Below are 14,578 nucleotides of genomic sequence, written 5' to 3'. Positions count from 1 at the left end.
GAATCTCCTTACTAGGCTTTTGTTGGATTGAAAATGATATAAACCATTGTGATAAAACCAATGAAAAGCAATATGTATGCAACCAGACCAAATATAAACTTTATGAATCTGTTTTGGATTTTTGTTTTTACAAAAAACATAAGTAACATGGCCATAAACATGCATCCCATAGAACCAAAGGATATCCACATTTTGTCCATTGAAGAGACTAATAGCAACTGTTCCCCCACCTTTCATGAAAATAGTATATCACATGAAAAAAGAGTTGCTTTTTTATACAACTCTTTTTTATGACAATTTTTAAAACGTCTTATAATCTTCCAGTTCATTCTTCTTTGTACGATGCATTAGGGAATCAACTGCTTGTTTTGGATGTACCTGCTCAAACAGAACAGAATGTAATGCAGCGGTAATAGGCATATCAATAGATTGCTTCTGTGCAAGCTGAAACGCTGCTTTTGTCGTCCTAACGCCTTCCACTATCATACCTACTTCTTCTAGCACCTCATCTAAGCTAGAGCCTTTACCGAGTAGGTTACCGGCTCTCCAGTTACGGGAATGTACACTTGTACACGTTGCTATTAAATCACCCATTCCTGTCAGACCAGAGAACGTGTACGGCTTGGCACCTAAACTTATACCAAGTCTTGAGATTTCAGCTAAACCTCTAGTTATAAGTGCAGCTTTAGCATTATCACCATAACCAAGCCCATCTACAATACCAGCGGCTAATGCGATGACATTTTTTAAGGCAGCCCCTATTTCTACTCCAATGACATCATCATTAGTATAGACACGAAAGTAATTATTCATAAATAGATCTTGCACTTTTTCTGCAGCCATCATATTATCACTAGCCACCGTAATCGTAGTTGGATGCTGTAAAACTACTTCCTCGGCGTGGCTAGGGCCAGATAATACTACAATACCCTCTACCATAGATTCAGGAACTTCCTCAGCAATCATCTCTGATATTCGTTTTAAGGAATCAGGTTCGATTCCTTTCGAAACATGCACTAAAAGCTTTTTGTTTTCCATCAGCTTTACAATATCCTGACAAACTTCTCTAATTGCCTTTGTAGGTACTGCTAAAACAATAATAGATGCATGCTTTATTGCTTGAGTTAAATCGCTTGTAGCTTTAAGATTTTCAGGCAGTATCGTATCCGGCAAGTATTTTTTATTGGTATGATTCTGGTTTATTTCCTCGGTTTGAGTTTCTCTGTGTGACCAGAGAAGGCAATCATGAGAATTATGCGCAAGAACCATCGCTAAAGCTGTTCCCCAACTACCTGCTCCAAGAACGGTTACATTTGTCATCTTTAAGCCCCCTTTGCTAATTATGTTCTAGCACGAGTAATAATTCTTATAGGCGTGCCTTCAAAATCGAATGATTCACGAATGCGATTTTCTAAAAATCTCTCATAAGAGAAGTGCATTAATTCCGGTTCATTAACAAATACAACAAAAGTAGGCGGTTTAATGGCCACTTGAGTAGCATAGTAAATACGCAATCTTTTCCCTTTATCTGTTGGAGCAGGGTTTCTTGCTACTGCATCTTCTACTACCTCGTTTAGAACGGAAGATGTAACGCGCATTGCATGGTTTTCACTTACTTGATTGATAACTGGGAATAAAGAATTTACACGTTGTTTTGTTTTTGCTGATACAAATACGATCGGTGCATAATCTAAAAATTGGAAATGCTCACGAATCTTTTTAGTCATTTCACTCATCGTCTTATCATTTTTTTCAATAGCATCCCATTTATTCATCACAATAATAACTGCTTTACCGCCTTCATGAGCGTAACCAGCGATTTTCTTATCCTGCTCTTGAATGCCTTCTTCTGCATTTAGAACAACTAAAACAACGTCTGAGCGTTCAATAGCCTTTAATGCACGAAGTACAGAATACTTTTCAGTTGTTTCATACACTTTCCCTTTTTTACGCATACCAGCAGTATCAATCATTACATAATCTTGATCGTCGAAAGAATACTCTGTATCGATAGCATCTCTTGTAGTTCCGGCGATATCACTTACGATGACACGCTCGTGACCTAAGAACGCATTGATCAAAGATGATTTCCCTACATTTGGACGACCGATAAGAGAAAACTTAATAACCTCTTCACCGTATTCCTGTTCTTCCATATCTGGGAAGTTTTTAGCGACTTCATCGAGCAAATCTCCTAGACCTAGACCATGTGAACCTGAAATAGGGTATGGTTCGCCTAATCCTAGGGCATAAAAGTCGAAAATCATTTCGCGCATATCTGGATTATCAATTTTATTGACTGCCAATACAACCGGCTTCTTTGTTTTATAAAGTATTTTAGCAACGTATTCATCTGCTGCTGTCACACCCTCACGACCATTTGTTAGGAAGATGATTACATCTGCCTCATCCATAGCGATTTCAGCCTGTTGCTTGATTTGCTCTAAAAATGGCTCGTCGCTCAATTCAATTCCACCGGTGTCAATGATATTGAATTCATGTGTAAGCCAATCTGCTGAGCTATATATACGATCACGCGTTACACCTGGGATGTCTTCCACAATGGATACGCGCTCTCCTACAATTCGATTAAATATAGTCGATTTACCTACATTAGGTCTACCAACAATTGCTACTACTGGTTTTGTCATTAATATTACATCCTTCCAAACTTCGTCTAAACTGTATTATACAACAAAACAATAAAAGCAGGCGACTTTATTGAAGTCACCTGCTTGAATAAGTTAAGATTATGACGAAATTAGCTATTATTATTTGTTAGTAAAGTCTTTTAAACGATCGCCTAGAACATCGCTAATAGAAAAACCTTTGGATTCTTCAGGCATTTGATAATCAGCTAAATTGAACTCATCTTCGTTCTTCACTAGCTCTTTAATACTTAGAGATAAACGTTTTTCTTTACTGTTTACATCTAAAACTTTTACCTCTACCTCTTGACCTTCTTTCAGTACTTCCTGAGGAGTACCGATATGCTGATGAGCAATTTGAGATATGTGAACTAAGCCTTCAACCCCAGGGAAAACTTCAACAAAAGCACCGTAAGATACTAGTCGTCTAACTTTCCCAGTTAGAACAGATCCTTTTGTAGCCTTGTCTTCCAGATCAGACCATGGTCCAGGTAACGTATCTTTAATAGATAAAGAAATTCTTTCTGCATCTCGATCGATAGACAATACTTTTACCTTAACTTCTTGTCCCTCTTTTAACACATCAGATATGTTATCTAAGTGCTCGTGGGATACTTGAGAAATATGAACAAGTCCATCCACGCCTCCAATATCTACAAAAGCACCAAAAGAAGCTAGTCTTTGGACAGTACCTGGAACAATGTCCCCAGGTTTAATGTTATCTAACGTTTTGTTTTTATTTACTGATTTTTCGTCCTCAACTACTGCTTTATGAGAAAGAATTAATCGGTTTTTGTCTTTTTCTAATTCAACGATTTTAAAAGTCAAAACTCGCCCTTTATAATCTTCAAATGATTCTACAAAATAATCTTCTATTAAAGAAGCAGGTATGAATCCACGGACACCCAAATCTACAACTAGTCCGCCTTTAACAACCTCTTTAACTTCTGTTTCAATAACTTCCCCAGATTGAAACTGTTTTTCTAACGTTTCCCATGCTTTTTCAGCATCGACTTTTCGTTTGGAAAGAACGTAGTTAGATTCTTCTACCTTAGTAATCATGAGTTCAAGTTCATCGCCGATGGAAACGGAGTCGGATGCTTTTTCAATATGCAGGCTAGAAAGCTCGCTAATTGGAACTATACCATCGAAAGGTGCACCTTCAATTGATACAATTATTGATTTCTCATCTACTTGTGCAACCGTCGCTTTAACCAGATCTCCTTCTTTAAACTCTTGCGTGTTTAAGTTCATTTCTTCTGACATATGATATTCCTCCTTCACAACGTCTCTTCTCTATTTTATGCGAACTTTCTCAGAAATACAAAAAGAAGCACTTTTGAAATAGAAATTTCCATCCAATTAATCATTTTGCTTCGCTATCAAACTAAAAAACTGGATAAAAACAAGAGAATATTAAAAGCTGGTGACATATATGCTAGTTTATGAAAATAGTTGATTTTCTCTCTCTCCGTAGGATGATTGAGAGCCCGCCACACTGTAGCTATTAAAGATGTGTTAAGAACAGATTAAAGTATTTAAAATCATTTCGTTTTATATTGGTCTAGTATTTTACCGATGTGTTCCATAATAACTTCTGTAACTTCATCTGCAGAAGCTCTTCTTTCTCTGTACGGCTCCATATCTATAACTTCTCCAAAAACTATTTTTAAACGTCTAAAAGGTTTATATGGCCCAATAATTGCACATGGCACTACGTTTGCATTTCCTCTAAGGGCAAAAAAACCAGCACCACTAAAACCTTTTCCAAGCTTTCCATCCTTACTTCTTGTTCCTTCTGGAAAAAGACCTACAACCTCTCCTTCTTTTAAAAGCTTTAACGCTTTTCGAAGCGCATCACGGTCGCTCATTCCTCTTTTTACTGGGAATGCTCTTACGCCCGGTAGTAAACTTTTTAATACAGGTATTCTAAAAAGCTCTTCCTTTGCCATGAAGTTAACAGGTCGTGGTGCGTTAATCCCAACGACAGGAGGATCTAAATTTTCTATATGGTTTGAGCATAGTAAAATCCCTCCCTCTTTTGGGAAATTTTCAGCTCCTATTACTTCAAATCTATATATTGGTTTTAACGCTGCAAAAACAATTGTTTTCGCAAAGGAATACAGTTCCAATTAAACCATCCTTTCTTTTGCCAACTGCATAATCTTATTAGAAACTTCATGAATCGTAAGAGATGTGGTATCAATGAAAATAGCGTCTTTTGCTTTGATGAGAGGAGATGCTTCTCTCTCGCTATCCAGTTTATCTCTTAATGCTATATCATGAATTAATTCTTCTAAGCTTGTATGAATTCCTCTTTTTTCGTTTTCTAGAAATCTTCTGTTTGCTCTTTCTTCAACACTTGCAGACATAAATATTTTAAGTTCAGCATTTGTAAGGACGTGTGTTCCAATATCTCGTCCATCCATTACCACTCCGCCAGATTTACCCATCTCAATCTGTCTTTTCACCATTTCTTCTCTTAAATCAGCATGTGCTGCTACAACTGATACGTTCGAAGTGACTTCTTTTGAACGTATTTGGTCCGTTACTTCCACGTTATCTAAGAACACAAGTTGTCCTTTAGAAGATGGCTTAAGCTCAATAGAGGTATCTTTTAGAAGCTCAGTTAGTTTGCTTCCATCTTGCAAATTTATGTTAAGTTGAAGTGCTTTATACGTAATTGCTCGGTACATTGCTCCTGTATCCACATATGTATAACCTAATAATTCAGCCGTCTGCTTCGCTATTGTGCTTTTACCCGCTGCTGCTGGACCGTCAATTGCTATTTGAATTTGTTTCATCATTTTATCCTCCACTCTATTCGCCTATATTTTATCACAGAATAATACGAAAAAAAAAAGCCTGTAAATACAGACTTTTAACTTAGTCCTTTTTTTCGCATAAGCAACTGTCTTTCAAAGCAAAAACGAACGATTTGTTGCCTGTCTAAATCATCTGTATTCGTAAATTGTAAAGACGCAATTTTTAACGATTCTCTCTCCCAGATGCGTATGACTAAAGCAGTAGTAAATACATATCTCATTTCTCCATTATTAAAAGATAATGGAATAATTAAAGATACCTCATCTCCACCACTAAATTTCACTTCCTCATTTAGAATGATGGCTACCCCACCCGCACTTATGTCATCTGTTACCGATTGATATTTTTCATCTCCAAATTGAATCGCAATATCAATTGGTGATACAACTCTTACAAAATTACGACGCTGTATTTTCATAAAGTCTTCCGTGTCTGGATAAGACAGTCTTATCATTGGAATTTGTCCTAACTTTCTTCCTAACACTTCTGTTGGAAAAGCAAAGACAGATTTCGTTTCTTCTATAAACGTGGCACGTAATTGAGTACCTTCCATCATGACAACGGTTTTGTTGGTAATTGTATCTATAGGATAATCTACATATATAAAATGATCATCCATATCTACTACTTTACAACGATATTTCTCAGCCTTCTCTGTGAAAGTTGGCTCAAGTATTAAATTTGTCCCTAGTTTAATTTGCATAATTTTTACCCTCTTAAATGTCATATTAATTTCATTATGACATTTAAAGAGGGAGAATTCTATATATTATTTTAAGGTAATTTTTCTGAATGCAGAATCTCATGTGATTCTGTATCAATATACACTCTATATGTTCCAATGTCTTCACTTCGAGTTAGTAACTCATATGCTAGACGCTGCTGTAATTGATCATTTTCAACGTAAGCCATTTTTGCTTCTTCTATTTTTAAATTATCAGCGAATATGGTTTTATAATCTAAAGGAATTACTTTTTGTTTGGCTATTTTTTCCTCTTGAATATACTCCATTGCATTTAGGCCTAGTAATTCTCCGTTATCTTTTGCAATTTTTAATTGTAATCCATCTGCATAAACGATTGCATCATTTTCTGCGTCCTTCCGAGCAAACGCTAAATGCCACCCAATGTGGTTTTCACGGAATTCTATAAGCTCCGTATCTGTATACCCTAACTTTTTCATATAATCCAAAGCACTTTTCTTCATGCTTTCCGTATCAATAGCATTTTTATCAAAAGGTCTTTCCATTAGAAAGGATAATAAATGGCCTCCCTTTTTTGTAAAATCGGCGTAACCAATACGAATGTCTTTATGAAATTCAATATGGTAGAAGGGATATGGAGCATCCTTTCCACTTTCTGTAACATAAATTTTGGCATCCGCTAGTTCTGGAAAAATCTTTGCAAACTTTTCTTTTACATCCTCTACGCTTACAGGTTTATCCGAAATATGTTGTAAATCTTTTTTCTTCTGTTGATCGGTTTCACTTGCTGTCATTGGAAAATCACTTTCCGTATATGCTTTTACAGATGCTCCAAGGGATTTCCAATTCTTTTCGTTTTCTTTATTAACTTTATTTTGTACAAAGGAATTAACAATGTAATCTTTGTTTCCATCGTTTCTATTTGTGAATGCCCATTGATCGGCTAAGCTTCTTAAATTTTCACGTGCACTTACCATATTCCCTTGCCACTCTTCGATTGGTACTTTTCCTGTTCTAACTTGAGTAGCTCCATTACCTATTCTCGTTAAATAGTTCAACCAGCTTGAGGAAGTTTCCTGATCTATAGGTAGCCCTGAAATAGATGCTCGAATATCTGAAGACAGTCTCCATACATCTTCCAGCGGACGATCTAATGACTCTTTATCTTTAAATATTAATGTTTCATCAATGGAATCACTTAATTCAGTCAGTTTTTCGGAGGCAGAATTTAATTCATTCGAATATTGACTTGCTAAAGCATTTTTAAGGTTGGTGTTTTGTTCTTGTACTGAAAAATGATAAACAACAAATACGGCAAGAGCAGCTATAGCGATTACCCATCCAAATTTTTTCATATGGTCTCCTTATGAGCAAAAAATATGCTGTCCAATTTTTTTGATATGTGGTCTTGACCAGATCCACTTACTAGTAGCAGTTTCAGGATTGAAATAGTAAATTGCATTTTCTGAAGGATCCCATCCATTTAATGCGTCTAGTACTGCTTCTTTAGCTCGCTCGTTCGGTTCTAGCCAAATTTGTCCATCAGCTACTGCAGTGAATGCTAAAGGTTGGAAGATTACTTCACTAATAGTATTTGGAAAGTCCGGGTGTTCTACTCGATTAAGGATTACCGCTGCAACGGCTACTTGCCCTTCATACGGCTCCCCTCGTGATTCTCCATAAACTGCGTTAGCAATCAGCTTTAAATCTTTTTCACTATACTTCGGTGGTAGTTGCATATTTGTACTTTCAGGTTTTTTATTATTTGCTTGTTGGTTCTGGTTTGTATTTCCATGTACTGAGAAACGATTACCCTTATTGATTTGATCATGTACATATTCTTTGTCAAACTTTGTAGCCTTCACTAGCTTGTCCTTAGTACCTTGTCCTAAAAGACCATCCACTGGTAAACCAAATGCTTCTTGGAAGTTTCGAAGAGCCCAATACGTGCCATAACCAAATTTACCGTCAATTTCCCCGGTGTAATAGCCTATGTATTGTAATCTGGCTTGTAATTCAATTACATCGTCTCCGTATGCTCCACGCTGAACAGTTTGCTCGGAGAACGCTTGAGTAGTTTGCTCTTGAGTTAAGAACATATAGCTAGCTGTAAAAAAGATTACGCCAATAAGAACATATTTTAGCTGTTTCATAAGTCATCTCTCCTTTTTAACTAGCTTGGTAAAAAAAGATTGATTTATACATGATGACTTTCATGAAAACAGAAATTAAAAAGTAAAAACTTTGTTAAAGTTATTGGTTGATTTTGACTAACAATTCTTTTTAATAGTGAATGTAAACATTAAAAAAGGAACATTTTGTTTATGCGAGTAAATTGTTTCGATTTATAGATGCTAAAGCTGTTCCCATTTAATGATTGTAGCTCCAGACGGCGACTCCTACGGGATGAGTGAGACAGATAAGACATCACAACCACGCGCGTAAGCGATGGGTGATGGCTTATCGCTCACCCCGAGGAAAGCGTCCGGCTGGGGCGGAAATCAATTCTACTCTCTGATTTAAAGTTTGCTTTGCTTCATAAAATTAACCTTACTCTTTAACAAAGCCAACATAAAAATGCGTTAATCCTTCCATACACTTATATTTCCCCACTAAAAATTAATATATAACTTTTATCACAATTCCTATTTACTTTTTTGTTACTTTCAAATTATTTCACAGTATCTTCACATATAACCTTTGTATGTGTGATAAATATCACATCAACTTTGTTTTTTTAAATTTATGATGTACCTATAGAAAAAGAAGGAAAGTTTTGGAGGTGTAAGACAGATGTCCAAAAAACAAAATAAAGAACCAGAACTAAAAGGGACGCTCATATCAGTTAGCGTTGTCGGTTTATTTATATTAGTCACTTGGTTTTTCGCATTCTATTTATTTATTGACAGATTTTAAACTAATGGAGGTTAAAGGTTATGCATATTCACAAGTATGAAAAATGGTGGATAACATTTGGTGTTAGTTCACTAGTTTTATTTTTAATAATAGTTGGTTTTAGCGCCTTCCACTATGGTTCACATCCACCAAGTGCAAAAGTATATATTGATCCTGAGCGAGTAGACGAGATTGCTCCATTCAATAACCCAGGAGTTCACAAAGTAGAAGGTAAAGAATGGGATTATGAGATAGTAGTAGTTGCATCCGCATTCTTTTATAACCCACAAGAATTTGAAGTTCCACTAGGTTCTACGGTTAAATTTATAGCAACAACGAAAGACGTTATACATGGCTTTCAGATAGTAGATACAAATATTAATATGATGCTTGAACCAGGTTACGTTTCAGAATATGTAACAACTGTAGATAAAGCTGGAGAGTATTTAGTTTTATGTAACGAATATTGCGGTGTAGGACACACGTCTATGACATCGAAGTTAAAGGTGGTTGAGTAACATGGCAACAATAACAGAAAAAGCCCAAAGCTTTGTGAAAGTTGACCGTCGTGATGGCAAGCTTGCAATGGCTCATATTCATGTAGCTTTTATTGCACTATTAATAGGAGGACTTTGCGGACTCTTACAAACCCTTGTACGTTCTGGGCAATTCACCCTTCCTTGGGGTATAGGTTACTATCAATTATTAACTGTTCATGGTGTTTTATTAGGACTTATTTTAACTACTTACTTTATATTTGGTTTTCAAATTGCTGCTGTTAGCCGTACTTCCGGCACATTAACAGATAAACAGAGAACACTAGGTTGGATTGGTTTTTGGACAATGACAACCGGCACTACTGCTGCTGCAGTAATGGTTTTATTAAACGAAGCATCTGTGTTGTATACTTTTTATGCACCACTTCAAGCGCATTGGATTTTCTATGTTGGGATGGCATTAGTTGTAGTAGGCTCATGGATTGGCGGAGCTGGCTTGATCATGAAATATATCGAATGGCGTAAAGCAAATCCAAAGCAACCTAGCCCATTATTAACTTTTATGGTTATTGTAAATTTAACTATGTGGATTATTTGTTCACTTGGTGTAGCAGTTGAGGTAGTATTCCAATTAATCCCCTGGTCTTTAGGCTGGGTAGATAAAATCGATGTTTTACTCTCTCGTACACTTTTCTGGTATTTCGGTCACCCATTAGTATACTTCTGGTTATTACCAGCGTATATGGTTTGGTATGTGATCATCCCGAAAATTATTGGAGGTAAAATTTATTCGGACGCACTAGCAAGATTATCCTTTATGCTTTTCTTAATCTTCTCTATCCCAGTTGGATTCCATCATCAATTGACAGAGCCAGGTATTGATTCATTTTGGAAGTACTTGCAAGTTGTTTTAACAATGATGGTAGTTATACCTTCCCTTCTGACTGCTTTCTCTATGTTTGCTTCATTTGAGATTCGTGGAAGACAGCTTGGAGGAAAAGGCGTATTTGGCTGGTTTAAAAAGCTACCTTGGAAGGATGCGCGATTCCTAGTACCATTTATCGGAATGGCTGCCTTCATCCCTGCTGGGGCTGGTGGTATTATCAATGCATCTAACCAAATGAACCAAGTAGTACATAATACTATCTGGGTTACAGGTCATTTCCATCTTACTTTGGCAACAACTGTCGTTTTAACATTCTTTGGAGCAGCCTATTGGTTAATCCCCCACCTTACTGGTAGAGTGTTGACTAAACAAATGAATAAGCTAGCTATTATACAAGGTATTGTTTGGGCAGTAGGTATGTCCATCATGTCTGGGGCAATGCATATTGCTGGATTATTGGGAGCCCCCCGCCGATCAGATTTCTCAACCTATGGTGAATCTGCCCAGGCAGCCGAGTGGGTTCCCTACCAAATCGCACAAGCAGTTGGCGGTACAATTTTATTCATCGGTATCATCTTAGTCTTATATATAGTAGCTCAATTAGTATGGTTTGCTCCTAAAGGTGATACAGAATTTCCAATTGGAGAAGTATCCGAAAATGCAGAAAAAACACCGATGGCACTCGAAAACTGGAAAATATGGTTAACGATTTGTATTTTCTTAATTTTATTTGCTTATACGGTTCCGGTGTTTGATATGATTCAAAATGCTCCTCCAGGTTCAAAAGGTTATAAATTCTGGTAACTATAATTCTTTTAAATATATACGAAGGAAGAGAGACTGTTCATATAAACAGTCTCTCTTTTTGTTTTTATAATCTTGCACTTGTTGATCGTCTCGTCGTTTACAAACTTTAGCAGTTTCTATGTATGGACAAGGCGTTAGAGGGACTACCCGTAAAAGCCAAACTTCTGACTTTTAGAGCACTCCCTTTTAAAAATGTATATATCATTATACATATTTAAGCACACGCCCACCCAAATAGGGCTTTGTCTATTATTTAAATTTTTACCCCTCTGACCGTACTCTTACTTGTCTAATTTGTAGTACTTTTAAAGTTAGGTCTACTACCATTTTCTCTGTAAGCGTATCAAAAGTATCGCGCATATCCACTAAGCACGGAGAGTAGTCAAGCTCGAAAAACTCAGCTCTCACCAATTCACAATAAGGCTGCTCATTATAGAAAGTACTGTTTTCAAAGAAATACTTATCTAAACGAGGCATTTCACTGTTTTTCGGATTAATGAAACGGGATTGACTTTCAGAAGATTTAGTAATGATAGGATATAGAATAAAATCAGACCCATTTAAGTCAGCAAAGCCTGTGAAAGGTACGGAAGCAATACGATCGTAAATTACACCGTTACAATCATCAGTTGCGTATTCGATGTCCTTTCTAATAAATCCTTCAACAAATAATTTAGCTCTAGTAACTCTGCGAGAGCCATCGCAAGAATCCATCGGATCAAACCTTACCGGTACAAGCTTACATTGTGTCAAGAATACATCCTTGTGTACTCTTTTGATTTCGCTTGCAGGTGGATCTAATAATATATCTGCTTCTACTACTATTTGAATTGTAGTTTCCGCCAATACAGCTGGCACCTTAATAATCGGGTAAAAATTATCGGGTACTACGCAAGGATCAACAGGTTCATCCTGTAATTGTGGTAGAGACCTTGCATTATCTACCGGACATGGGTAAACATTGGACAAATCGCCATTGTTTAAACCGTTCTCTTCATTCATTTAAAATTTCCTCCATTCATTTTTTGCGAAATTAATTCATTTCTGTTTTAAGTTATGTAAAATCACCGATGGATGTATAAGCAATAGACACAGAAACGTAAATTATGTCGATATTATTTATCTATTTAACTGTTTAAATAACTCTTCTGTGTAATATAGCTTAGAGATTTCCTCATACTATTCACAACCAATAATTTAAATTTTACTAGCTCTATGAAATTCATAATCGCCATTCTCTTGAATGGGCTAGGAACCGTATATAGCAGTAATCCCACTGGACTCGTCGCCTACTGCTTAAAAGATTTATATAAATAATGAGCAATTAAATAAGCCATCACCAACGAACACATTCGTTAGAGATGGCTACATTAAAAAAGGTACTTGCACTAACAAAATTACAGTACAAGTGGAGTTTATTTTTTTGTAGATGGATAATACACTTTCTGAACTTGTAAAAGCTGCAAAACTAATTCAATTACAGCATTTTGTTGCACTTTAGGCGATTCAGACGGTACATCTTTTTTCCTTTGCTTTTCCTCGCTTTCCGACAACACGGTATATTCAATTCTTTGTATAATAGTCCCTTCTATTAACAGCTTTCCTCTCGTTGCCTGTTGAACACCTTCTTCGTTGGATTGCTCGAAAGAGGAAGGTATGAATTTACAAGAAGCCAATTGAATATCCTTTGATAATTCTTTAATATTAACTACTCTTTCTTCTAAATCCAAGGCTCTTTTTAAGCATATTTCAACATCATACTCCCCTATAATTACAGGTACTTTAATATGCACCGCTAACGGGAGCTTATTTTCCTTTTGTCCTGAATTATGTCTAACTTTAACTTGGGACTTATATAGGTTATTTTCTGCTACAGATAGTTTTTGTGAGTCATTGTTATGAGCAGAAAAGAGAATTTCATGCACTTTATAACCTAACAGATGGCAATAGAGATCTTCTTGAAAAAAGTACATACTATCAAAAAATACTGTATCTAAAAGTGGGAAATGATCGTTGTTTGTAGGTAAAAAATTATACCCTTCCTGCTTTGCACTACCATAAAGTGCAGGGTTCATAAAATCTTCAATATCTACGTAGGTAGAAAACGGAATATATATGGTTTTTGTTTTTATATTAGAGGTGGGTCCCTTTACCTTATAAATTACTTCCTCTAAATCTTGAGAATCTTCTTCTGCAACCAAGTTAGTGAGTAATATCTCCTCTTCCTCTAAAAGAGATTCTTTTTCTATAGTAGATATGTTTTCCTCTTGATGATGAGTGTTATCTGGTAACGTGTTGAAGTCGTCACTTTCATCCGCTTCTTTACTAGCAATATTTTTTTTCAGACTACTAATCATTACAGACAAATACGTGTCTCGAAGACTTTCATCCATAAATCTTATACTATCTTCATTAGTAAATTCTAATTCTTTAGTTATGGAATCTAATGGATCTATTTCATGAGCAATTTCTATGGAAGAATAATCTACATCATTTCCTAAAACCAGCATTTCCTCTTTACTGTCGTAGGAAGGTATTGCAGGAATGTTTGTTTCTTCTATAGATTCCTCTTCTTTTGAATCTTCTTGTAGGGAAGGGATCTCAATTGCTTGCGCCTCAATAAAGAAGGAAGAATCCTGGAGCGGTGTTTGTTCTGTGGCATTCCATTCTGTTGGTTCTTCTTCTGACTCAATGTAAGCCATCACTTCTAATTCATGATTATAATCTGCATTTTCATACTCTAATACATGATTTATTTTACGGCTCGGTGTTGGCAAATAAGCCCTAATATATTTTAGTTGATTTGGCTGTTTACTTTTATTTTTATGATTTGATAGCAGATAGTATGGCTTAAGTGAATTTTTTTCTTCCCTTAAAAAATTGAATAAACTATTTTCCTTTGTATTTTCTTGAGGGCCATTTATCATTATATTATCTTCAGATGGTACTGTGTCTATAAATCGTCTGCGCCGTTTTCTTTTAAAAGTACGTCGTTTTACTTTTTTAATATCAGACGCATATATTTCTTCTATGTCAGTTATGCTATCATCTGCTGATACTTGGTCATCACTTTCCACTTCAGCCGATTCTACTGGTTGTAAAACTGAAAAGCATATACATTTCTTCTGATTGTTATTTATTTCAACGAACGCACCATAATCAAACCATGGAACAGTCAATTTTCCCGCTGAATTATTGTAGTGAAAGTCACTAGCAATATTAAATGTAACAGCCTCTTCTTTCGTAAAGACAACTTCATCCTCTATATTTGGTATGATTAACCCCACCTTTCTCTTATTACTTGAGACGTTTGCCC

General features: G+C 36.0%; 14 protein-coding genes. 3 read left to right on the top strand and 11 right to left on the bottom strand.

The window, feature by feature from the left end; all coding sequences use genetic code 11:
• Window positions 1-11: 11 nt before the first annotated feature.
• The 9 genes from Q0371_RS05980 to sleB form a co-directional block, all read right to left on the bottom strand.
• Window positions 12-191: a DUF2768 domain-containing protein gene (locus tag Q0371_RS05980; protein WP_277347097.1), complete on the bottom strand. Its 180-nt coding sequence runs from the start codon at window positions 189-191 to the stop codon at window positions 12-14.
• Between the two features lie 109 nt (window positions 192-300).
• A complete protein-coding gene (locus Q0371_RS05975; RefSeq protein ID WP_298469426.1) occupies window positions 301-1,320 on the bottom strand; it encodes an NAD(P)H-dependent glycerol-3-phosphate dehydrogenase in 1,020 nt (339 codons plus the stop codon).
• Between the two features lie 20 nt (window positions 1,321-1,340).
• Window positions 1,341-2,651 (bottom strand): ribosome biogenesis GTPase Der, encoded by a 1,311-nt coding sequence (gene der / locus Q0371_RS05970; RefSeq protein ID WP_298469423.1) that lies wholly within the window; start codon window positions 2,649-2,651, stop codon window positions 1,341-1,343.
• Window positions 2,652-2,771: 120 nt separating this feature from the next.
• Window positions 2,772-3,914, bottom strand: a complete 1,143-nt coding sequence (gene rpsA, locus Q0371_RS05965) for a 30S ribosomal protein S1 (protein WP_169359586.1) — start codon at window positions 3,912-3,914, stop codon at window positions 2,772-2,774.
• A gap of 278 nt (window positions 3,915-4,192) precedes the next feature.
• Window positions 4,193-4,780: a lysophospholipid acyltransferase family protein gene (locus Q0371_RS05960; protein ID WP_169359587.1), complete on the bottom strand. Its 588-nt coding sequence runs from the start codon at window positions 4,778-4,780 to the stop codon at window positions 4,193-4,195.
• On the bottom strand, window positions 4,781-5,455 hold the full coding sequence (cmk, locus tag Q0371_RS05955; protein WP_205964054.1) for a (d)CMP kinase: 675 nt from the start codon (window positions 5,453-5,455) through the stop codon (window positions 4,781-4,783). It lies immediately after the preceding gene.
• 74 nt (window positions 5,456-5,529) lie between these two features.
• Window positions 5,530-6,177: a flagellar brake domain-containing protein gene (locus tag Q0371_RS05950; RefSeq protein WP_169359588.1), complete on the bottom strand. Its 648-nt coding sequence runs from the start codon at window positions 6,175-6,177 to the stop codon at window positions 5,530-5,532.
• A 71-nt stretch (window positions 6,178-6,248) separates the two neighbouring features.
• Window positions 6,249-7,532 (bottom strand): PepSY1/2 domain-containing protein, encoded by a 1,284-nt coding sequence (locus tag Q0371_RS05945; RefSeq protein WP_298469417.1) that lies wholly within the window; start codon window positions 7,530-7,532, stop codon window positions 6,249-6,251.
• A gap of 9 nt (window positions 7,533-7,541) precedes the next feature.
• Window positions 7,542-8,276: a spore cortex-lytic enzyme gene (gene sleB / locus Q0371_RS05940; RefSeq protein WP_298469490.1), complete on the bottom strand. Its 735-nt coding sequence runs from the start codon at window positions 8,274-8,276 to the stop codon at window positions 7,542-7,544.
• A 694-nt stretch (window positions 8,277-8,970) separates the two neighbouring features.
• Between sleB and Q0371_RS05935 the strand changes: the two genes are divergently transcribed.
• From Q0371_RS05935 to Q0371_RS05925, 3 genes are read left to right on the top strand one after another with little or no spacing between them, the layout of a single operon-like run.
• On the top strand, window positions 8,971-9,093 hold the full coding sequence (locus Q0371_RS05935) for a cytochrome c oxidase subunit 2A (RefSeq protein ID WP_298469414.1): 123 nt from the start codon (window positions 8,971-8,973) through the stop codon (window positions 9,091-9,093).
• Window positions 9,094-9,113: 20 nt separating this feature from the next.
• On the top strand, window positions 9,114-9,590 hold the full coding sequence (locus Q0371_RS05930) for a cytochrome B5 (RefSeq protein ID WP_298469411.1): 477 nt from the start codon (window positions 9,114-9,116) through the stop codon (window positions 9,588-9,590).
• A 1-nt stretch (window position 9,591) separates the two neighbouring features.
• Window positions 9,592-11,259, top strand: a complete 1,668-nt coding sequence (locus Q0371_RS05925; protein WP_298469408.1) for a b(o/a)3-type cytochrome-c oxidase subunit 1 — start codon at window positions 9,592-9,594, stop codon at window positions 11,257-11,259.
• 264 nt (window positions 11,260-11,523) lie between these two features.
• On the opposite strand, the gene Q0371_RS05920 is transcribed toward Q0371_RS05925, so the two are convergent.
• A complete protein-coding gene (locus Q0371_RS05920; protein ID WP_340883687.1) occupies window positions 11,524-12,264 on the bottom strand; it encodes a CsxC family protein in 741 nt (246 codons plus the stop codon).
• A gap of 413 nt (window positions 12,265-12,677) precedes the next feature.
• Window positions 12,678-14,549 carry a hypothetical protein gene (locus tag Q0371_RS05915; protein ID WP_298469405.1) on the bottom strand — a complete coding sequence of 624 codons (1,872 nt, stop codon included), beginning with the start codon at window positions 14,547-14,549 and terminating at the stop codon, window positions 12,678-12,680.
• Window positions 14,550-14,578: the final 29 nt, after the last annotated feature.

Source organism: uncultured Psychrobacillus sp. (assembly GCF_938022135.1).
Classification (GTDB): domain Bacteria; phylum Bacillota; class Bacilli; order Bacillales_A; family Planococcaceae; genus Psychrobacillus.
The sequence above is the reverse complement of the archived record's forward strand: the minus strand, read 5'-3'. Positions and strand labels throughout refer to the sequence as shown.